Source organism: Bradyrhizobium sp. BR14999 (genome assembly GCF_056106085.1).
On sequence record NZ_CM148536.1, the window covers coordinates 7,233,298 to 7,253,565 of the forward strand.

At 65.7% G+C, this 20,268-nt stretch carries 19 protein-coding genes; 4 read left to right on the forward strand and 15 right to left on the reverse strand.

Features of this window, described 5'->3' with window-relative positions; genetic code table 11:
• Positions 1-56: 56 nt before the first annotated feature.
• The 6 genes from ACR9YP_RS33780 to ACR9YP_RS33805 form a co-directional block, all read right to left on the reverse strand.
• The gene (locus ACR9YP_RS33780) at positions 57-1,028 is read right to left on the reverse strand and encodes an ABC transporter ATP-binding protein (protein WP_438110143.1); all 972 of its coding nucleotides are present in this window, start codon (positions 1,026-1,028) and stop codon (positions 57-59) included.
• On the reverse strand, positions 1,025-2,017 hold the full coding sequence (locus tag ACR9YP_RS33785) for an ABC transporter ATP-binding protein (protein WP_438110145.1): 993 nt from the start codon (positions 2,015-2,017) through the stop codon (positions 1,025-1,027). Before ACR9YP_RS33785 ends, ACR9YP_RS33780 begins: the two co-directional genes overlap by 4 nt.
• Positions 2,014-2,886, reverse strand: coding sequence for an ABC transporter permease (locus ACR9YP_RS33790; RefSeq protein ID WP_438110147.1), 873 nt, complete (start codon positions 2,884-2,886; stop codon positions 2,014-2,016). The genes ACR9YP_RS33785 and ACR9YP_RS33790 overlap by 4 nt, the downstream gene beginning before the upstream one ends.
• Positions 2,873-3,823 (reverse strand): ABC transporter permease, encoded by a 951-nt coding sequence (locus ACR9YP_RS33795; protein ID WP_438110149.1) that lies wholly within the window; start codon positions 3,821-3,823, stop codon positions 2,873-2,875. Before ACR9YP_RS33795 ends, ACR9YP_RS33790 begins: the two co-directional genes overlap by 14 nt.
• 7 nt (positions 3,824-3,830) lie before the next feature.
• The gene (locus ACR9YP_RS33800) at positions 3,831-5,366 is read right to left on the reverse strand and encodes an ABC transporter substrate-binding protein (RefSeq protein WP_438110151.1); all 1,536 of its coding nucleotides are present in this window, start codon (positions 5,364-5,366) and stop codon (positions 3,831-3,833) included.
• A gap of 133 nt (positions 5,367-5,499) precedes the next feature.
• Positions 5,500-6,696 carry a CaiB/BaiF CoA transferase family protein gene (locus ACR9YP_RS33805; RefSeq protein ID WP_474217916.1) on the reverse strand — a complete coding sequence of 399 codons (1,197 nt, stop codon included), beginning with the start codon at positions 6,694-6,696 and terminating at the stop codon, positions 5,500-5,502.
• Between the two features lie 194 nt (positions 6,697-6,890).
• Between ACR9YP_RS33805 and glgA the strand changes: the two genes are divergently transcribed.
• On the forward strand, positions 6,891-8,306 hold the full coding sequence (gene glgA, locus ACR9YP_RS33810) for a glycogen synthase GlgA (protein WP_438110153.1): 1,416 nt from the start codon (positions 6,891-6,893) through the stop codon (positions 8,304-8,306).
• Between the two features lie 170 nt (positions 8,307-8,476).
• Here glgA and ACR9YP_RS33815 read toward each other — a convergent pair whose 3' ends face one another.
• From ACR9YP_RS33815 to ACR9YP_RS33825, 3 genes are all read right to left on the reverse strand, one after another.
• Complete coding sequence (locus tag ACR9YP_RS33815; protein ID WP_438110154.1) at positions 8,477-9,427, reverse strand: oxygenase MpaB family protein; 951 nt, start codon at positions 9,425-9,427, stop codon at positions 8,477-8,479.
• Between the two features lie 91 nt (positions 9,428-9,518).
• Positions 9,519-10,667 (reverse strand): patatin-like phospholipase family protein, encoded by a 1,149-nt coding sequence (locus ACR9YP_RS33820; RefSeq protein WP_091892815.1) that lies wholly within the window; start codon positions 10,665-10,667, stop codon positions 9,519-9,521.
• A gap of 70 nt (positions 10,668-10,737) precedes the next feature.
• A complete protein-coding gene (locus ACR9YP_RS33825; RefSeq protein ID WP_438110156.1) occupies positions 10,738-11,562 on the reverse strand; it encodes a 3-hydroxybutyrate dehydrogenase in 825 nt (274 codons plus the stop codon).
• Between the two features lie 193 nt (positions 11,563-11,755).
• On the opposite strand from ACR9YP_RS33825, the gene ACR9YP_RS33830 reads away from it, so the two are divergent.
• The gene (locus ACR9YP_RS33830) at positions 11,756-12,643 is read left to right on the forward strand and encodes a LysR family transcriptional regulator (protein ID WP_091892731.1); all 888 of its coding nucleotides are present in this window, start codon (positions 11,756-11,758) and stop codon (positions 12,641-12,643) included.
• Between the two features lie 179 nt (positions 12,644-12,822).
• Here the strand turns inward: ACR9YP_RS33830 and ACR9YP_RS33835 are convergent, their stop codons facing one another.
• Together ACR9YP_RS33835 and ACR9YP_RS33840 are read right to left on the reverse strand one after the other, a co-directional pair.
• Positions 12,823-13,551: a peroxiredoxin-like family protein gene (locus ACR9YP_RS33835; protein WP_128943981.1), complete on the reverse strand. Its 729-nt coding sequence runs from the start codon at positions 13,549-13,551 to the stop codon at positions 12,823-12,825.
• 81 nt (positions 13,552-13,632) lie between these two features.
• Positions 13,633-13,917 (reverse strand): hypothetical protein, encoded by a 285-nt coding sequence (locus ACR9YP_RS33840; RefSeq protein ID WP_438110158.1) that lies wholly within the window; start codon positions 13,915-13,917, stop codon positions 13,633-13,635.
• A gap of 237 nt (positions 13,918-14,154) precedes the next feature.
• Between ACR9YP_RS33840 and ACR9YP_RS33845 the strand changes: the two genes are divergently transcribed.
• The gene (locus ACR9YP_RS33845; RefSeq protein WP_438110159.1) at positions 14,155-14,634 is read left to right on the forward strand and encodes a cupin domain-containing protein; all 480 of its coding nucleotides are present in this window, start codon (positions 14,155-14,157) and stop codon (positions 14,632-14,634) included.
• An 82-nt stretch (positions 14,635-14,716) separates the two neighbouring features.
• Entirely contained in the window at positions 14,717-15,919 is a 1,203-nt protein-coding gene (locus ACR9YP_RS33850) for an MFS transporter (protein ID WP_438110160.1), read from the forward strand.
• On the opposite strand, the gene ccoS is transcribed toward ACR9YP_RS33850, so the two are convergent.
• Genes ccoS through ccoG form a run of 4 tightly spaced genes read right to left on the reverse strand, consistent with a single transcriptional unit; the run spans position 15,897 to position 20,252 of the window.
• On the reverse strand, positions 15,897-16,082 hold the full coding sequence (gene ccoS, locus ACR9YP_RS33855) for a cbb3-type cytochrome oxidase assembly protein CcoS (RefSeq protein WP_091892724.1): 186 nt from the start codon (positions 16,080-16,082) through the stop codon (positions 15,897-15,899). The two genes, ACR9YP_RS33850 and ccoS, sit on opposite strands and share 23 nt — an antisense overlap.
• Complete coding sequence (locus tag ACR9YP_RS33860) at positions 16,082-18,271, reverse strand: cation-translocating P-type ATPase (protein ID WP_474217918.1); 2,190 nt, start codon at positions 18,269-18,271, stop codon at positions 16,082-16,084. The genes ccoS and ACR9YP_RS33860 overlap by 1 nt, the downstream gene beginning before the upstream one ends.
• 12 nt (positions 18,272-18,283) lie before the next feature.
• Positions 18,284-18,769, reverse strand: coding sequence for a FixH family protein (locus ACR9YP_RS33865; protein WP_438110164.1), 486 nt, complete (start codon positions 18,767-18,769; stop codon positions 18,284-18,286).
• Between the two features lie 16 nt (positions 18,770-18,785).
• On the reverse strand, positions 18,786-20,252 hold the full coding sequence (gene ccoG / locus ACR9YP_RS33870) for a cytochrome c oxidase accessory protein CcoG (RefSeq protein ID WP_474217919.1): 1,467 nt from the start codon (positions 20,250-20,252) through the stop codon (positions 18,786-18,788).
• Between the last annotated feature and the right edge of the window lie 16 nt (positions 20,253-20,268).

Consider the following 20,268-nt stretch of genomic DNA (forward strand, 5'->3'; position numbering starts at 1 on the left):
TTGTCGCGCCAGCATGCCACGACCGGCGAGGCGAGACAAACCCCGACCGTCTTAGTTTAGGCCAGCGGATAATGGCAAGCCGCGAACTGGCCGGGCGCGATTTCACGCAACTCCGGTATCTCCGCGCTGCATCGCTGATCGGCCCGCGGACAGCGGGTGCGGAAGCGGCAGCCGGACGGCGGCGCAATCGGCGATGGCGGCTCGCCGGTCGCTACACTCTCTACGGGACGCACATCCGGATCGGGCACCGGGATCGCCTGCAACAGCAACCCGGTATAGGGATGCGCCGGCTTTGCGAACAATTGCTCCGACGGCCCGACCTCGCAGAGCCGGCCGAGATACATCACCGCGACGCGGTCGCTGACCGCTTTGACCACCGCGAGATCATGCGCGATGAACAGCAGCGTCAGGCCGAAGCGCGCCTTCATCTCCTCGAGCAGATTGAGAATCTGCGCGCGGATGGAGACGTCGAGCGCCGACACCGGCTCGTCGCAGACGATGAACTCAGGATTGAGCACCAGCGAACGCGCGATGCAGATGCGCTGGCACTGCCCGCCGGAGAATTCATGTGGCAGACGACCCGCCACGATATCAGGGTCGAGCCCGACCGCGGAAAGCACCTCGTGAACCCGCCGCTTGCGCTCGGCGGCGTCCTTGACGCCGGCGATGATCAGCGGCTCGGCGACGATATCGCCGATGCGCCGGCGCGGATTGAGCGAGGCGATCGGATCCTGGAAGATCAGCTGCACGCGGCGGCGCATCTTGCGCAGCGCCTCGCCCTCCATCGCTGTCAAATCCTCGCCGTCGAACATCACCCGCCCGGATTTGGCGCGGCGCAACTGCAGGACCGCGCGCCCCAGCGTCGACTTGCCGCAGCCGGATTCGCCGACCAGCCCCAGCGTCTCGCCGCGTGCGACCTGAAGGCTGACACCGGAGACGGCATGCACTGTCTTGTTGCCGAGACCATATTCGACGACGAGATTGTCGACATTCAGCAGCGGCTCGGGGCGCACGGCAAGCTGCATCATGCGCCGATCCCCTCGGCCATCTGGATCGGATGGAAGCAGGCATAGAGATGCCTCGGCACCTCCGCGCTCTTCAGCTCGGGCTTGGCCTCGTGACAGCGCCCCGCGGCATAGCGGCAGCGCGGCGCAAAGGAGCAGCCACGCAGCGGCCGCGTCGGATCGGGCGGGCGGCCGGAGATCGCAGGCAGCGGCGTATGCGGCGCGGTCTCAAGCTTCGGGATCGCCGCCAGCAGCGCCTCGGTGTAAGGCATGTGCATGCGCTTGAACAGCGCCGGCGTCGGCGCGCGCTCGACCACCCTGCCCGCATACATCACGGCGACCTCGTCGGCGCGGCCGGCGACGACGCCGAGATCATGGGTGATGATGATCATCGCCATGTGGCGGCGCCGCTGCTCGCGCGCCAGGAGATCGAGAATCTGCGCCTGGATGGTGACGTCGAGCGCCGTCGTCGGCTCGTCCGCGATCAGCAGTTTCGGCTCGCAGGACAGCGCGATCGCGATCGCGATGCGCTGGCGCATGCCGCCGGAGCATTGATGCGGGTATTGTGCGAGCCGCTGCTCTGGTGCCGGAATGCCAACGGCCGCCAGCAGCCCGATGCTGCGCTTCCTGGCCGCCGGGGCATCCAGCTCGAGATGCTCCTGGATCGTCTCCGTCAATTGGGTGCCGATGGTGAGCACGGGATTGAGCGAGGTCATGGGATCCTGGAACACGACCGCGAGATCGCGCCCGCGCAGGCGCCGCAGCCGTCCCGCATCGAGCCGCACCAGATCCTCGCCGTCGAACATCACCCGGCCCGTCAGCTTCGCCTTCTTCGGCAGGAGCTGAAGCACTGCGCGCGACAGCATGGTCTTGCCGCAGCCGGATTCGCCGACGATGCCGAGTGTGCGGCCGGCCGCCAGCGACAGGTCGACGTGATCCACCGCGCGCAAATTGCCGCGCGGTGTCGGCAGCTCGACCGCAACGTCTTCGATGGTCAAGAGCGGCGCGCTCACAATGCCCCCTGACGCGGGTCGGTCAGCGCCCGCAAGGTATCGCCGACCAGGTTGAAGGCCAGCACGGTCAGGAACAGCGCCGCCGCCGGCAGGAAGGCGAGCCGCGGCGCGACGTCGAGGCTCTCACGTCCCTCGCCGATCATACTGCCCCAGCTCGCCATCGGCGGCGGCACGCCGAGACCGAGAAAGGACAGCGCCCCCTCGACCACGATGGTGACGGCGACGCCGAGCAGGAAGAAGGCGAGCAGCGGCAGGATCACGTTCGGCAGCAGTTCGCGCAAGATGATGCGCGCATGGCTGGCGCCGAGCGCCTCGGCGGCAATCACGAATTCCCGCCGCGCCAGCGTCAGCGTCGCCGCACGCGCCACCCGCATGAAGGCGGGAATGCCGAGCACGCCGAGGATCAAGGTCAGATTGGGGACGGATTGGCCGAGATAGGCAGTCACGGCGAGCGCGAAGATCAGCGGCGGAAAGGCCAGCAGCACGTCCATGCTGCCGACCACCAGGGTCTCGAACCGGCCGCGGAAATAGCCGGCGAGCAGGCCGAGTGCGCCACCGAAAACGAGGCTGATCATCGGCGCGATCAGCCCGACCGTCAGCGACACCCGCGCGCCGAAAATCAGGCGGGCGAGTTCGTCGCGGCCGAGCCCGTCGGTGCCGAGCCAGTGCTCTCCAGAGAATGCCGCGCGGCGTTCCAGCATGTCCATGTCGGTCGGGTTCTGCAGCGGCAACACCGGCGCCAGGATTGCGAGCGCGAGAATGATGGCAAGCCAGCCGCTTGCGAGCCAGAACAGCAGGCCGAGCTTGCGCCTGCCGCGAACGGGCGCGACCGCCGCCTCATCCTGAATCGAGAGCTCAAGCGTGGCCATGGCGGATCCTGGGGTCGAGCACGGCATAGAGCATGTCGACGATGAAGTTGACGAGCACGAAGCCGCAGGCGACCAGCAGCACCACGCCCTGCAGGATGACGAGGTCGCGGGTGTAGATCGCGCCGACCAGCAGCCGGCCGATCCCGGGCAGTGCAAAGATCGATTCCACGATCAGCGTGCCGCCGAGCAGGCGGCCGATATTGATCCCGGTCACCGTCACCAGGGTCAGCGACGAGGGCTTGAGCGCATGCACGAACAGGATGCGCGCCGGCTTGAGGCCCTTGGCCTTGGCGAGCGCGATATAATCCTCCTGCAAGGTGGCGATCATGTCGGAGCGCAGCACCCGCATGATGCCCGGCCATTCCGCCAGCGCCAATGTCAGCGCCGGCAGCACGAAGAAGCGCAGATTGGCCAGCGGCGCCTCGGTGAACGGCACATAGCCGGTCGCGGGCAGCCAGTGCAGCTCGACCGCGAACAGATAGATCAGGAGGATCGCGGTCAGGAAGGACGGCATCGACAGCATGGCGAAAGCGCTGCCGGTCATGAAGCGGTCGAAGGCGCCGCCGGCGCGCGCGGCGCAGGCGATCGCAAGCGGCACGCCGATCACGAGCCCGATGAACTCGGCCATCAGCATCAGCTGGAGCGAGACCGGAATGCGCTCGGCCACCGCCTGGAGCACCGTCTGCCCGGTGCGGAAGGAGCGGCCGAGATCGCCCTGCAGGACATGGCCGAGCCAGCTCAGGTAACGCCACCACAGCGGATGGTCGAGCCCCATGTCACGGCGCAGCGCTGCGACATTATCCGGCGTTGCCTGGTCGCCGAGGATGACCAAGGCGAGATCGCCCGGCAGCAGCGAGGCAATCAGGAAGGTCAGCAGCGAAACGGCCAGCAGGACCGGCAGGATGGCAAGGAGCCGCCGAACGACGAAGTTCAGCATCGCGCTTTCATTCCAGCCAGGTGTTCGAGACGTCGATCACACCGTTGTAGATTTTCGGAAAGCCCTTCAGCTTGGCGCTCGACAGCGCGTAATAGGTGTTCTGGAAGGTCCAGAACCAGATCGCCTGCTTGTTGATCAGGCGGCTGATCGCGCAATAATCCTCGGTCCGTTGGCCGAGGTCGGCCGTGACGCGGGCATGGTCGAGCAGCCGGTCGAGCTCCGGATCGGCGTAGTTGGACAGCGCGAGCGGGCTGCCGCTGCGGAAGTTCGCATACATCTGTGGATCGGGATCGGCGAGATCGACGATACGCCACGGCGTCAACTGGAACTGGCGGGTGAAGGCGCGCGACGGGATGGTGGCCTGATCGACCTGCTCGATCTCCATGTTGCCGCCGACGCGCTTCCAGAACTGCTGGAGCACCTGGCCGATCATGCGGCCACGCGGCGTCGCGGTCACCAGCATCTTAAACTCGACCGGCTTGCCGTAATCCTTGATCAGCGCCTTGGCCTTGTCGATGTCGAACGGCCGCGCGCCGTCGTCCTTGCACTTGACCCAGGAGCCGTCGCCGTACGGATTGGTCGCGGGCCGGCTCAGGCCGTTGCTGATCGCCTGCGACATTTTTGGACGGTCGATCGCCATCACCAGCGCCTGCCGCACGCGAACGTCGTCGAACGGCGCGACCTTGGTGTTGAAGGCGTAGACCTGCGCGCCCGAGCCCTTGTAGGTGTGCACGGTGAGCTTGGAGTCCTTCTGCGCCCTCATGATGTTGTCGGCGTCGTTCTCGTCGTCCCAGATGATATCGGCCTCGCCCGATTGCAGCGAGGCAAAGCGCGACTGCGCGTCGGGCAGCGGCTTTAAGATGATGCGGTCGAGATGGGGACGGCCCTTGTCCCAGTAGTCCGGGTTCTTCTCCAGCACCATGCGGTCGCCCGCAGTCCAGGATTTCAGAATGTAGGGGCCGGTGCCGACGGGATTGCGATTATAGTCGTCGCCCTTGGTCTTCCAGGCCGTCGGCGAATGAATGGCGTTGTTGGAGCTCTGGATGGTGATCACCGCCGGCAGGTTCACGGAGGGATCGGTGAGATTGTAGACGATGGTGTATTCGTCCGGCGCCAGCACCTCCTTGACGTTGGTGATGTAGAAGGCGCAGCGGCACTTGTTGGCGGGATCCTTCTGCCGGTCAAAGTTTTCCTTGAAAGCCTGCGCGTTGAACGGCGTGCCGTCGTGGAATTTCACGCCCTCGCGCAGCTTGAATGTCCAGCTCATGTAGTCGTCGGAATGGGTCCAGGACACTGCGAGTTTTGGCGCCGCCTCGCCTTTCTCGTCGAGCGTCGTCAGCGTGTCGAAGATCGCAGCGGCGGCGGTGAAGGTGGAGGTGTCGTAGACGCCGACCTTGAGCGGATCGAAACCTACAATCTCCAGCTCCTGACCGACGGTGATGCTGCCGCCCGATTTCTGCGCCTGCGCCGGCGCTGCCAGTGCAAATGCCGCAACAAGGAAAATCGGCACGCACTTGCGTGCCACGGCAGCCGCATTCGTCATGGTTCCTCCCGGGGTCCCTCGTCCGATGTTTCGGATCGTTGAATGACTCGGGGAGCGAGATTGGCGACAAATGTCCGCCACGGCAAGAGGAACGCACGAGGGTTCGAGCGCCGCATACCGCGGCGCGATGCGTTCAGCGCGTCGCGGCCGTTTTGCCTGACGGAATTGGCGCCTCGTCCGCAAGACCGATCTCATCGCGTAGCGCATCCGTGTGTTCGCCGAGCACGGCCATCGTCTTGGCCGGCGTGGTGTCGGCGCCCGACATTCGGAACGGCAGATTGAGGACCTGGAATGAACCGCCTCCGTCCCGCACCTCGGACAGCGCCTGCCGGTGCGCGAGCTGCGGATCGGCCAGCGCTTCTGACACGGTGCGATAGGCCGAGGCCGGGACGCCGGCTCCGCCGAGCGCGGCAAGGCATGCATCGGTCGAGAGCTGCCGTGACCAGGCTTCGACCCCGTCCATCATGTCGGCCCAGTTCTCGCGACGCGCGGCGTAAGTCGAGAAGCGCGGATCGGAGATCCATGCGGGGCGCCCGATCACCCCCATCAAACCCTGAAACGTCTTCTCGCTGGCGATTGTGATCATGACATAGCCGTTTTCCGTCTCGGTCGGCCCGAACATCGGGCGCGGCGGCGGCTTCACGGCGAATTGCGAGCTCTGCAACTCGGTCAGCGTCAGCGACAGCATGGTTTCGAGCATGGAGACGTCGATGTGCTGGCCAAGGCCTGTCACGGTGCGCTGATAGAGCGCGGACGCGATCGCGCCGAAGCCGTAGGTGCCGGTGACGACGTCGGCATGATAGATGCCGCAATAGTCGGGGCGGTGACGGCCGGGCTGATAGGCGAGATGCGCCATGTCGTAGCCCGAGGCCGCATGGATCACCGGGGCATAGGCCGGCAGCTCGGCCGAGGGGCCGGTCTGGCCGTAGCCCGAGATCGAGCAGTAGATCAGCTTTTGGTTGACCTGACGCATGCTGTCGTAGTCGAGCCGCAGCCGGTGCATCACCCCCGGGCGGAAGTTCTCGACCAGGATGTCTGATGTCGCGGCCAGCCGGCGCACCGCCTCCAGGCCGTCCTCGGATTTGAGGTCGAGCACCACGCTCTTCTTGCCGACATTGAGCTGGCCGAACGTGGTGCTGCACCCCTTGCGCAGCGGCGGCCGGGTCCGCATCGTCTCGCCGCCGTCGGTCTCGATCTTGATCACCTCGGCGCCCATGTCGGCGAGCATGCGCGTGCAGTGGGGACCGGCAATCGTGGTCGAAAAATCCAGGACCCGCAGGCCGGCGAAGGCCTTTGTCGTCGTCCCCTCATGCTTATCTGCTAGCTGCATGCCTGCCCACGTCCTTGGGTGTCTTAGGAACTTATCGAAGTTCTCTGTTGTTGATGCGGCGACCCTAGAGGGCGGCGGCTGAGTAGGAAAGTGTTTACCGAACCGACGCGCCGCATGGGCGGGCTTGGGAATTCCGGAACAACTGGACCCGTTCTTGCATAGCAGCGAACGGGATCGGCAGAGGGCGGCTGTTCTTGAGGGTCTTGTTCGTCACGACAGAGATGGACGACTTCGTCCGCGTCGGCGGACTTGGAGCCGTTTCTGCCGCCCTTCCCCGCGCCCTTCGCTCCTTTGCCGATATCCGGATCATGCTGCCCGGCTATCGCGACATCATCGAACAACTCACGCACATTCAAATCGTTGGCCGCTGTCCGGCATTCGCGGAGATGCCAGCCTGCTCGCTCGGGCGGGCCGCGACCAAGGACGGCCTGCCGGTCTACGTGCTGTTGTGCTCACAGCTCTATGACCGGCCCGGCAATCCCTATGGCGACGAATCCGGGCGCGATTGGCCGGACAACGACATCCGCTTCGCACGCCTTGCCTCGGCCGCCGCTGAGCTGGCCATGGGCACGCTGGACAAGAATTGGGCAGCAGACCTGATCCATGCCAATGACTGGCAGGCCTCGCTCGTGCCGGCCTATCTCGCCTGGCGCGGCGCCAAGCTGCCGTCGATCCTGACCATCCACAACCTCGCCTATCAGGGCCTCTTCCCAAAGGAATCGCTGCGGCGGATCGGCGCGCCGGAGAGCTCGTTCCATATCGACGGCGTCGAATTCTACGACCAGGTCTCCTTCCTCAAGGCCGGGCTGGTGTATGCCTCGCACCTCACCACGGTCAGCGGCACCTATGCGCGCGAGATCACGACAACCGAATTCGGCTGCGGCCTCGAAGGCCTGCTTCGCGTCCGCTCCGACGCGGCCGAGCTCACCGGCATCCTCAACGGGATCGACGAGAGCTGGGATCCACGCTCCTGCGCACAGCTCGCCCAGCAATTCGGCGCCGGCGACTGGGTCGGCAAGAAAGCGAATGCGGACTACGTGCGCAAGCAGTTCGGGCTTGCGGTGTCACGCGGGCCGATGTTCGGCATCGTTGCCCGCCTCGTGCACCAGAAGGGCATCGACCTCGTGCTGTCGGCCGCCGACGAGATCGTCGATGCCGGCGGCCAGATCGTGATCACCGGTTCCGGCGAGCCGGCGCTCGAGCAGGCCGTGATCGATGCGCATCGCCGCCGCCCCGATGCCATCGGGGTCGTGATCGGCTTCAACGACGCCCAGGCGCGCCGCATTTTCGCCGGCAGCGATTTCACCCTGATGCCCTCGCGCTTCGAACCGTGCGGGCTCAGCCAGATGTACGCCCAGCGCTTCGGCTCGCTGCCGATCGGACACCAGACCGGCGGCCTTGCCGAGACCATCACCGACGGCGAGACCGGCTTCCTGTTCGCAAGACCCTCGCGCGAATCCTTCATCGGCGGCGTCCGCCGCGCGTTCGAGGCGTTCATGGCGCAGGACCAGCTCGATACCATGCGCCGCAGTGCGATGGGACGATCATTCTCCTGGAGCATCTCTGCCGGCTGCTACAGCGCGCTGTACCGGAAGCTGGCGTCGGTGTGAGCCTGAGGCGTTTCCTCACATCCGTCATTGCGAGCCAACGGGTCCGCGCGAAGCGCGGCCCGATGACAGGCTCCGCGAAGCAATCCAGACTATCTACGCGGAGGCAGTCTGGATTGCTTCGTCGCAAGGGCTCCTCGCAATGACGGAAGCTGTGGCAGCAGCGGAGGACTTCACCCCTTCCCGCGCACGTCCATCTGCGGCCGCCCGATCCAGGCGCGGTTGAGGCACCGGATCATCCAGTCGGGCTGCGGCTCGCCCCGCAGGCGCGCCTGCGCCTCCTGATAGGGGCCGACATAGCGCAGCCGGTCAGGCAGTTTCGGATAGACGCGCCTGATCCAGGTCAGCGCATTGTCGGCAGCTCTGATGTCGCGCGCGTCAAGCACAAGGCCGAACCCGGCGCGCAGTCGCTCCGGCAGCATCCGCGCCGCGAGCGCGCGGTACCATCGCGGTGGCCGCAACCAGGGGCGGGCGCCGCTGAAAATCTGCTCGGCGATCTCGCGCGCCGCCGGGCTGACGGTCAGCGTATCCGACTGCGCCATCGCCGCATTGTAGGCTGCGAAGCCCGACCAGTCCGCCGGCAAATCATCCCCCGTCAGTCCGAACAGGGCGCCGTACAGCCGGGCCTCGCTCCAATAGCGCTCGCGCTCCTCCGCCGAGAGCGGCGGCAGCACCAGATCATGCACCATCAGCGCGGTCTCGACCAGCGTCGCATGGACCCAGCGCAGCGAGGGAATGTCGTTGGCGCAGTAGCGCGAGCCGGCCGCGAACGGACCGACGGTCTCAGGCATCTCGCCAATGATCATGCTGTGGCGCCGGTACAGTTGCCGGGACGACAGCAGCGCTCGGTCCAGCGAGCCGAACACCATGGTAAAGACGATGTCGAACGTGCGATGGAAGCGGCCGATCGGGTCGGCAAGGGTACTCGAATGCTCGGCGATCGCCGCCGCCACCCATGGGTGCGCCAGTTGCAGCAACAGCGCACGGCCGGCGCCGAGGAAGATCACGGCCTCCCGGTCGATCCGCCAGGTCAGCGAGGACGGACCGAACACGCCGGCGACCGGTCCCGCCGCGTTCGCACGCAGCGTTTCGAGCGATGCCTCCAGATCTTTCTCACCGACCAATTGCAAGCCTCGCGACGAAGACACGGCGACAATACCCCGGACCGCGCCCCTGCGAAATCATCATCACGTAAAACAATGACGAACAAGGCCCTCACTCCGCCGCAATCGGCAGCACGTCCATATGCTCGTGCAGCACCACGCCGGCGAGCGGATCGAATTCACCGATCCACGGCTTTCGCGCAAGCACGGATCTCGTGTGGGCATAGCCTGCATCCCAGCGCTGCATGATGCCTGACGGACTGAAATCGATATCCTTGGTGTGACTCTCGCGGTCCAGCTGCGGGGCGAGCAGGCGCACGACGTGCATGCGCGTCGGGCAGCCATGGCTCGTGAGCTCACGCACCGCCGGATCGCTGCGCTCGCGCTCGGGCAGTCGCGCGGCGAGCTGGTTGATGACGTGGCGCAGGCGATGGGCCTGCTGCTGGCGCGCGATCTGGCTGGCGATCCGGCTGGAATATTGCACGTCCTTGTGACGGTTCAGCACCTCCGCCATCGTGGTCGGCTCGGCTCCGACCGGATTCCACAGATGCACCGCGAAGATCAGCGAGTCCTTGCGCGGATTGTCGTCGAACACCGCCTCTGTCGGCGTGTTGGACAGGATGCCGCCGTCCCAATAGAGCTCACCGTCGATGCGCACCGCCGGGAAAGCCGGCGGCAGCGCGCCCGAGGCCATGACGTGCTTCACCGTGAGATCACCGTCGCGGCTGTCGAAATAACGCATCTGGCTGGTGCGGACATGAGCCGCGCCGACCGTCAGGCGCGGCGAGCAGCGGTTGACGAGGCTGAAATCAACGAGTTCGAGCAGCGTCTTCTCCAGCGGCGCAGTCGAATAGAAGCCGGCGTGGTCGGCGCCGAGCGGAAAGGAATCCCCCGCATGCGCCAGCGGATTGGGCCGGAAGAAGCCGGGAATGCCGTTGGTGACCGTCGACCAATAGGTCAGCTTCTCGTTGAACCCGGGGAACGCGGTGCGCAAATTCCAGATCGGATTCTGCTCCATCCGTTTCCAGAACTCCCTCAGACGCGCGAGTCGCTGCCGAGGCGCGTTGCCCGCAATGAGGCTCGCATTGATGGCGCCGATCGAGGTGCCGATGATCCAGTCAGGTTCGATGCCGGCCTCGTGCAGCGCCTGGTACACGCCGGCCTGATAGGACCCGAGTGCGCCGCCGCCCTGAAGCACCAGGACGACCTGGCCCGGCAGGTCCGTACCATTGTTCTGCGCGTTGTCCTGCATGCCGTTCATGTCTCGCTCCTCATGCGCTTGCGCCGATCGAATGTTCGCAGTCCGCCGCAGCTTGTTGCGCCGACCCATGTCAATGCGCGGTCCAGCCGCCATCGACCGGAAGTGCAATGCCGGTGATGGAAGCGGCCGCTTCCGTCGCCAGGAAGACCGTGAGCGCACCAAGCTCCTCGACCGTGGCAAAACGCTTGTTCGGCTGCTGCGCGAGCAGCACGTCGCGGATCACCTGATCGCGGGAGACGCCGTGCGCCTTGGCCTGTCCGTCGATCTGCGCCTCGACCAGCGGTGTGTAGACGTAGCCCGGGCAGACGGCATTACACGTGATGTCCTCCTCCGCGGTCTCGAGCGCCGTCACCTTGGTGAGACCGACGATCCCATGCTTGGCGGCGACATAGGCCGCCTTGAACGGCGAGCCGACCAGACCATGCGCAGAGGCGATGTTGATGATCCGGCCAAAACCGTTCCGGCGCATCGCCGGTAGCGCGAGCCGCGTGGTGTGGAAGGCCGACGTCAGATTGATCGCGAGGATCTGGTCCCATTTCTCGACTGGAAACTGGTCGAGCGGCGCGACATGCTGGATGCCGGCATTGTTGACGAGGATGTCGAGCCGGCCGGATTGGGCGATGGTGGCCGCGATCATCTCGGCGATCGATTTGGGCCTCGTCATGTCTGCGGCCGAGTAGCTCGCCTTGATGCCGAACTCGGCGGCGATGTGCTCGCGCGTCCGGCCAATCTCGCTCGCGACACCGAGGCCATTGAGCACGATGTCGGCACCCGCGGCGGCCAGCGCCCGTGCGATGCCGAGCCCAATGCCGCTGGTCGAGCCCGTGACCAGCGCAACCTTTCCGGCCAGCGCGCGCGCAGGTTGAGACGTCTGTGGCTTCAGCGATATGTTCATGCGAGATCCTCCATTGGCGATCGCTGGGCTTGGCCCCGGCGCCCGCTTTCGCAGGACCATGAGGCGGCGCCGGCCCGAATGGAAATGCCGCCTGGCTTCCGAAACCATACGCGCCCGCTATTGCGGCCGGGATGTCATTCCCTGCCCCGATCGGCTAGAGTTTTGCTGCCCGATCCTGCTGGGGAGCCGATCCATGGAAATGCATCAGGTCCGCTATTTCCTCGCGGTGGCGCAGCTGTTGAACTTCACGCGTGCCGCCGAGGAGTGCAACGTGACGCAGCCGTCGTTGACGCGCGCGATCAAGCAGCTCGAGGCCGAGCTCGGCGGCGACCTGTTTCGTCGCGAGCGGCCCGCTGCGCAGCTGACCGAGCTCGGCCAGCGCATGCATCCGCTCTTGAAGCAGTGCTATGACGCCGCCGTCGGCGCGCGTTCCCTCGCCTCCTCCTTCAAGAGCGGCGAGATCGGCGCGCTCCGCATTGCGCTGACACATTCGATCGATCTGTCGCTGCTCATTCCCCATCTCAACCAGATCAGGCGGCAGTTCAATCGGCTCGAATTCCGCTTCCTGCGCGGGACGAGCCGCGAGGTCGGCGAATTCCTGAAGAAGGGCGAGGCCGAGCTCGGGATTGCCGCCGAGATCGACGAGGCCTGGGAGCGGCTCGACGTCTGGCCCCTCTTCACGGAAACTTTTGAGCTCGTCGTCGGCGATGGCCATCGGCTGGCCGGCCGCAGCTCGGTCGAACTGGAGGACTTGCGATCGGAGCAGCTTCTGAGCCGGACGTTCTGCGAGCATTCCGGCCGGATCTCTGCGAGCCTACGCGAACACGGCATCGACATCGAACATGGCCACGAAGTCTCGAACGAGCGCGATCTGATCGAGCTGGTCGAAGCCGACATGGGCATCGCCATGCTGCCGCACACCTCGCCCGTGCCGGAACGGCTGACACGCGCCGCCGTGACGGGGCTGGACGCCCGCCGTACTGTCAGCCTTTACGGGGTGGCCGGCCGGCAGCGCACGGCAGTGGGCAATGCCGTGATGCGCATGCTGCGCGGCGCGGACTGGCGAGAGCTGGCGGGCTAGTGCGGACGCTCTTTCTTCCCCTCTCCCCTTGCGGGAGAGGGTGGCTCGCCGCGACAGCGGCGAGACGGGTGAGGGGTTGTCTCAGCGCGCTAGTCTTTTGCATCGAGGGCGCAGAGAGAACCCCTCATCCGGCGCTTCGCGCCACCTTCTCCCACAAGGGGAGAAGGGAAGAAAGCGCGTTATGCGAAGCTCAGCTTTCCCCTGCGTGCATCCTCCAGCGCGGCCAAGAGATCATCGATCTCCATGCGCTTGCGGAAATCGGGATCGACGAAGCGGGCCTTCACGAGGCCGTCGCGTCCGACCACGAACACGGCCGGGATCGGCAGCACCCAGCCGTCATTGCCGTGGAATTTCGCCATGTCCTGATAGGACAATAGATGCTGGATCTCGGCGCCGAGCCAGATCGCGAGATTGAGCGAGAGCGCGTAGCCGTTGTCGAGATCAGTCAAGATTGGAAACGGCGCACCGGCATCTGACTTGAGCTGCCGCGTATATTCCTGAGTCTCCGGCACGATTGCGACGACCTGTGCCCCTATCGCCTTGATGCGGCCGAGTGCCTGGACTACCGCGCGGACATTGAGCCGGCAATACGGGCACCAATGACCGCGGAAGAACATCACCGCAACCGGGCCGCTCTCCAACAGCGCATTCAGCGCGACGAGACGTCCACTCTCGTCGGGCAGCATGAACGGCGGCATCGCATCGCCCGGACGCGGCGCCGTCTCACCACCCCCGTTTCCGTTTAACCGCGCGACCAGGCGATCGACCGCCTCGCCATAGGCGGGGAACACCTTGCGGCTGGCGTCGGCATAGGCGCGGAGTTGGTCGTTCAGCGTACCATCCATGTCACGGCAGCGCTGGAAGGCAAGCCTGAGCTGTTCGGCGTCGGCGGGCGAGAGAGACGTCATCTTCTGCTCCGGCGTTCAGGGGACGAATATTAGTTGCGTGGTCGGGCCGCCCGCAAGGGGGCGGCCGTCCTGCGCACGTGATCAGTTCACGTAGAAATTGCCGGTCGGATCCAGCCGCCCCGATGTGGAGTACAGCGTACCCTTGTCCGTGAAGAAGACGGTATTGTCGGGAACCTTCTTCGCGTTCTTCATCATGGCGTCGTGGTTCTTCTCGGCCGGCGCCATGGCCATCGCCGACATCTTGCCAGGTCCGCCATAGACGTAAGCCATGCCAGCCTTGAAGTCCCAGGCGGCCTCCGAGAAAGCCGACGTGGCGATCACCGCGAAGGCCGCGGTAAAGATCAGGGTTTTGGACACTTTCGTCATGAGATGCTCCTCCGGATTGACGTGAACGCCCGCCAATCGGGCGCCCTGTCATCGGACGCCAGATCCCCCGGAGGCGGAAATGCCGATGCCCAATCGGTTCGATAGCCGCGGCGCATCAACATAGCGCCGGGCTATCGCATCGAAAGCGAGCCGGCATTTCAACATCGACGCGGTCTCGACGAAGCTCCTGCCATAGCCGGCGACCACCACGGTTGCGGCCAACACAGGAGAGTTCCCATGTCTAGGCATCACATCGTGTCGCGCGTGGTTTGGACAGGCGTTGCCGTTCTCGGGGCGCTGACATTTGCGACACCGGTTTTCGCCGGCGCGTGCCCCGCCGACAAGATCAAGCCGAACGCCCAGCAGATGGTCGACTACAAGCCGGTCGGCGTCACCGACGTCACGCTCGGCGCGATCGACCTCGGCAAGCAGCCGGCCCATATCGAGGGCCGCGAGCTTCGCTTCCGCAAGCTGACGATCGCGCCCGGCGGCATCGTGCCCTGGCACAGCCATGACGACCGCCCCGCTTTGATCTTCGTGCAGCAGGGCGAGATCGTCGAATACGCCTCCAACTGCGCCGATCCGATCGTGCACAAGGCCGGCGACATCCGTCCCGAAGTCTTCGGCACCTCGCACTGGTGGAAGAACCTCGGCAAGGAGACCGTCATTCTCTATGTCGGCGACGTCCGCAAGGACCCGAACGACCACCACATGTAGCTCGGCCCCCGGCGCATTCGTCACCCGATGTGGTGCCCGGATCTCATGCCGGGCGCCACGTCCCTCACAGGACAAGCGTGCCATGATCGATCTTTCCACCCCGATCAAACCGGGCGCGGTGCCCATGGATGGGCTTTCCGCAGATCTCGCGCTGCGTTCGCTCGTTATCGGCCTCACCGCATTCCTGACCGTCGTCGACCTGTTCGCGACGCAAGCGATCCTACCCTCGCTGACGCGCCACTATGGCGTCACGCCGGCGGCGATGGGCTTCGCGGTCAATGCCAGCACCTTCGGCATGGCCGTCGCGAGCCTCGTCGTTGGCTTCTTCAGCCCACATATCAATCGTCGGAACGGCATCCTGCTCAGCCTGGCACTTCTTGCGATTCCGACGAGCCTCCTGGCGTCCGCACCCAATCTTGCCGTCTTTACCGCCTTACGCGTTGCTCAGGGCCTCTGCATGGCATCCGCCTTCGCGTTGACGCTCGCCTATCTCGGCGAGCAATGCAGCGCGATGGACGCCGGCGGCGCGTTTGCCGCCTATATCACCGGAAACGTCGCCAGCAATCTCGTCGGCCGGCTGATCTCGGCGGCCGTCGCCGATGGCCTCGGCCTCGCGTGGAATTTCTACGTTTTCGCTGCCCTCAATCTCGCCGGCGCGGCGCTGGTCTATTTCACCATCAAGCACGTCCAGCCGATGCATGCGATGAGCGCGACGGAATCGCCGCTCGCCGCGATGTTCGCACATTGGCGCGACCCGCGATTGCGCGCCGCCTACGGCATCGGCTTCTGCATCCTGTTCGCCTTCATCGGCACCTTCACTTTCGTCAATTTCGTTCTGGTGCGGCCGCCGCTATCGCTCGGCATGATGGGTCTGGGCTTCGTCTATGTCGTCTTCCTGCCCTCGGTGCTCACGACATTGCTAGCGGGCAGAATAGCATCGCGCCTCGGACCACGGCCCACGATCTGGGGCTCGCTCGCCGTCGCCGGGATAGGTTTGCCGTTGATGCTGACGCCGCATCTGAGCGCGGTGCTCGCGGGGATGGTCCTGGTCGGCGTCGGCACGTTCTTCGCGCAAGCGACCGCCACCGGGTTCGTCGGACAGGCGGCCACCGACGGCCGCGGCATCGCCAGCGGCACCTATCTCGCCTGCTATTTCTGCGGCGGGCTCGTCGGCACGGCCGTGCTCGGACGGCTGTTCGACGCCTTCGGCTGGCAGGCTTGCGTGGCCGGCGTGGGTCTGGCTCTCGCGGCCGCAGCTCTGCTTACGATTGACTTGAAGCGCTAGCGCTAGTCGGCGCCTGCTGCGGAGGCTCGTCGTCGGCAATCGCGCGCCAGGCAGCGCCGTCGAGATCGTCGTATTGGCCGCTCCGCAGCGACCAGAGGAAAGCTATGAGACCGGCACCGCCGAGGGCCAGCGCCAGCGGGACCAGAATGACCAGGATCTCCATCACACGATCTCCCGCGAGGCGCTGCGCGCCCGCAACGAATTGAGCATCACCAGGATCGACGATCCGCTCATGGCGGCCGCCGCGATCAGGGGGGTCACGACACCGCTGATCGCAACCGGAACAGCAAGCACATTGTATCCGATCGCAAGCCAGAGGTTCTGCCGCATCAAATGCAGCGCCTTGCGCGCGGAGTCGATGGCGGCGACGACTGGAGCGAGCGGCCGGCCGAGGAAGACGAGATCGGCGGTGGCTTGGCTCAGATGCGCGGCGGAGATCGGCGACATCGAGACATGGGCCGCCGCCAGCGACGGCGCATCATTCATGCCGTCGCCGACCATCAGCACTTTTGCGCCGCGCCGCTTCAACTCCTCGATCCGCGCGATCTTGTCGGCCGGCGTGACGCCGGCGCGCCATTCGGGAATGCCGAGCGCGTGCGCCGCCGCCTTCACCGCTGGCTCACGGTCGCCGGAAAGGATCTCGATGCCGATGTTGCGCGCCTTCAGCGCCGTGATCACGCCTTGCGCGTCGGGGCGCAGGCCCTGGCGGACGGAAAGGATGAACTTTTCGTTGCCCTTGCTGAATGCCACGATCGAGGCTTCGGGATCGAGCGTGGCGCCGCCGACCAGCGTCTCGGCACCGCAGAACGACGGACGGCCAAGGCGAAGCTCGACGCCGTCGACGGTCGCGCGGACGCCCTGACCGGATTCCTCGACAGCGCCGACGATCGGAGACTTCGCACCGGCAGCCTGCGCAACTGCGGCTGCGACCGGATGATGGCTCGACAGCGCGAGGCGGCCGGCGAGCGCGAAGATATCGGCAGGGATGTCGGCGGCATTCATGACTTCGAGATCGGGCAGCGTCAGCGTGCCGGTCTTGTCGAAGATGACATGGTCGGCTTCGGCCAGCCGCTCGATTGCGTCGCCCGCATTGAGCAGCACCCCCGCCTTGAACATCGCGCCCGAGGCCACCGTCTGCACCGTCGGGATCGCGAGCCCGAGCGCGCAGGGACAGGTGATGATCAGCACGGCGACGCCGGTCACGATCGCATCATGCCAGCTCGCGCCGGCGATGACCCAGCCGAGGATGGTCAGGAGCGCAGTCGCATGCACGACAGGCGCGTAGAGGCGCGAGGCGCGGTCGGCGAGCCGCATGTAGCGCGAGCGCGCCTGGAGCGCGTTGTCGAGCAGCCGCGTGATCTCGGCGAGCAGCGTCGCCTCCGACGCCGCCGAGACCCGCACCCGCAGCGTGCCGGAGATGTTCATCGACCCCGCATAGACCGGCGTGCCCTGCTCGGCCGTGACATAGAGCGTCTCGCCGGTGATCAGGCTCTGGTCGATCTCGGAACGCCCCTCGATCACGGTGCCGTCGACCGCGCAGCGTTCGCCGGGCCGCAAGAGCACGATGTCGCCGGGATGGATCGCGGCGACCGGCACCTGCGAGATCTCGTCGGGACCAATGAACTTCGCGGCTGTCTCCGCCTTCAGCGCCGCGAGATTGCCGGCGACCGCACGGGTCCGCCGCCGCATGTTCTGGTCGAGGAAACGGCCGACCAGGAGGAACGTCAGCAGCATGATCGCGGCGTCGAAATAGGCGTGCTCGGCGTGGTGGACGGTCTCGACCACGGACATGCCGAGCGCGAGGATCACGCCGATCGAGATCGGCACGTCCATGTTGGTGGTCTTCGCTGCAAGCGCCCGCCAGGCCGAACGGAAGAACGGCTGACCGGCATAGGCCGCCGCCGGCAAGGCGATCAGCGCCGAGAGCCAGTGGAAGAAGTCGCGCTGCTCGGGCAGCATGTCGGAGACGTTGCCCGACCATACCGGGATCGACAGCATCATCACGTTCATGGTGGCGAACGCGGCGACGCCGAGGCAGCGCAGCAGGAAGCGAGATTCGGCGACCTCGGTTGCCTCCGCGCTCTCGGTCTCGAACGGATAGGCCTTGTAGCCGAGCTCTTCGAGCCGATCGATGAATTGGCCAGGATCGAGCGTGCCGGCCTTCCATTCCAGCGCGACGCGGCGGTCGGTGAGGTTCACCCGCGCCAGGGTGACATCAGGGATGGCGGACAGCCCGCGCTCGATCTTGGCCATGCAGCCGGCGCAATGGACGCCTTCAACGGCGAGATCGATGTGCTGGAGGCCCTCGCCCGCGGTCCGGACGTAGTGCGAAAAATCCCGCGTGACCTGCATGACGAAATCCCTTCAGTTCAGGATCACGCGGTTGCGCGACAGGAACACACGTGCCCCCCGCGCCTCGCCCTCGATCACCAGATCCCACTGGCCGGGCGCGACGGCGGCGGCATGGCCGCGATAGATGCCGATGCCGGCTTCCGTGAGCTCGACGGCGAGATCGGCGCGCTTGTCGGTCGGCCGCTCCAGGCGGCCGCCGAACTTCAGTCCGGCGATCGGCTGGCCGCCCGCATCGCGTGCTTCGACCTGAAGCACGGCGCCGCCGTCGCTGCGGCGCTCGATATGGGCGTTGACCTTCCATTTGCGCAGCGCCTGGTCCTGCGCCGCCGAGATCTCGCGGTCATAGGTGAGGCCCGCGGCATAGGGGCTGTCGACGTCGGTGCCGGGCAGCGTCGCGATCGCGAGCTTCATCATGGTCACGTTGACGCCGATCACGAGACCGAAGAAGGCGACCAACATCAGGAACACCTTGGTTCCGGTCAGCGGCTTGGAAGCCATGGCTGTCTCCTGATCCTTAAGGCGAGACGAAATTGTCGGTGGCGCTCGCGGCGACGCCCAGTCCGATGTCCATGACGTGGAAGCGGACCGGAATCGACTTCTCCGGATTATTTTCGGCCGGTGCGGTGACGAGCAGCCGCAGCTCGCTGGTGGAGTCGCGCGGAATCACGATGATCGGGCGGTCCGGCGTCACCGAATCGACGCCGACGACGTGCATCGTCGGGTTGACTGGCCCCTCCACGTCGATGGCGATGACGCGGTCGTAGCCGCTCTTGTTCAGCAGCCGCACCGTGTAGGCGTTACGGATCGAGCCGTCGCTGAGCTTGACCGCGACCGGATTGCGGTCGTGCAGGACGTTGACGTCGAGCAGGCTGCGGGTCGCGAGCGTATAGATCATGATGCCGCCGACCGCCGCGATGATCGCGCTGTAGACGACCGTGCGGGCACGGACGATGCGGTAGATCGGCGCCTTGCCTTCCTGACGGCGCTGGATGTTGATGTCGTTGTCGTAGCCGATCAGCCGCTTCGGCCGGCCGATCTTGGTCATCACGTTGTCGCAGGCGTCGATGCAGAGCCCGCACTGGATGCATTCGAGCTGCGGCCCGTTGCGGATATCGATGCCGGTCGGACAAACCGCGACGCATTGATAGCAGTCGACGCAGTCGCCGACTTGCTGGCCGAGGGCGCGCAGCTCGGCGGCCTTCTTCACCGAGGTGCGCTTCTCGCCGCGGTCGTAGCGATAGGTGACGTTGAGCGCCCATTCGTCGGTCAGCGCCGCCTGGATCCGCGGCCAGGGGCACATATAGGTGCAGACCTGCTCGCGCATGAAGCCGGCGAGGACATAGGTCGATGCGGTGAGGATGCCGATCCAGACATAGGCGATCATCGGCGCCTGGAAGGTGACGAGCTCTTTGACCAGCGTCGGCGCGTCGTTGAAATAGAGCACCCAGGCGCCGCCGGTCCACCAAGCGATCAGCAGCCAGATCGAGTGCTTGAGCACGATCTCGGAGATGCGCTCAAGCTTCAGCGGGTCGGACGATTTGTCCTTCCTCATCCGCTCGCGCCGGTCGCCCTCGACGAGACGCTCGACGGCATAGAACAGGTCGGTCCACACCGTCTGCGGACAGAGGTAGCCGCACCAGATCCGGCCGCCGATGGAGTTCATCAGGAACAGCGCGACCGCGGCGACGATCAACAGGCCGGTGAAGTAGTAGACCTCCTGCGGCCACAGCTCGATGAAGAAGAAGTAGAAGCGGCTGTTGGGGAGATCGATCAGCACGGCCTGGCTGGGGGCGCCGAGGCCGCGGTTCCAGCGCACGAACGGAAGGAGATAATAGACGCCGAGGCAGAACGCCATCAGGCCCCATTTGATCCGGCGGAATGTGCCGGAGACGCTCTGGGGATAGACTTTCTTGCGGGCTGCATAGAGCGGCGCGTTGTCGTCGGCCGGCTTGAGTTCGTTCGGATTGACGGTCTTGTTCATCGCGGAATCTTCTCAA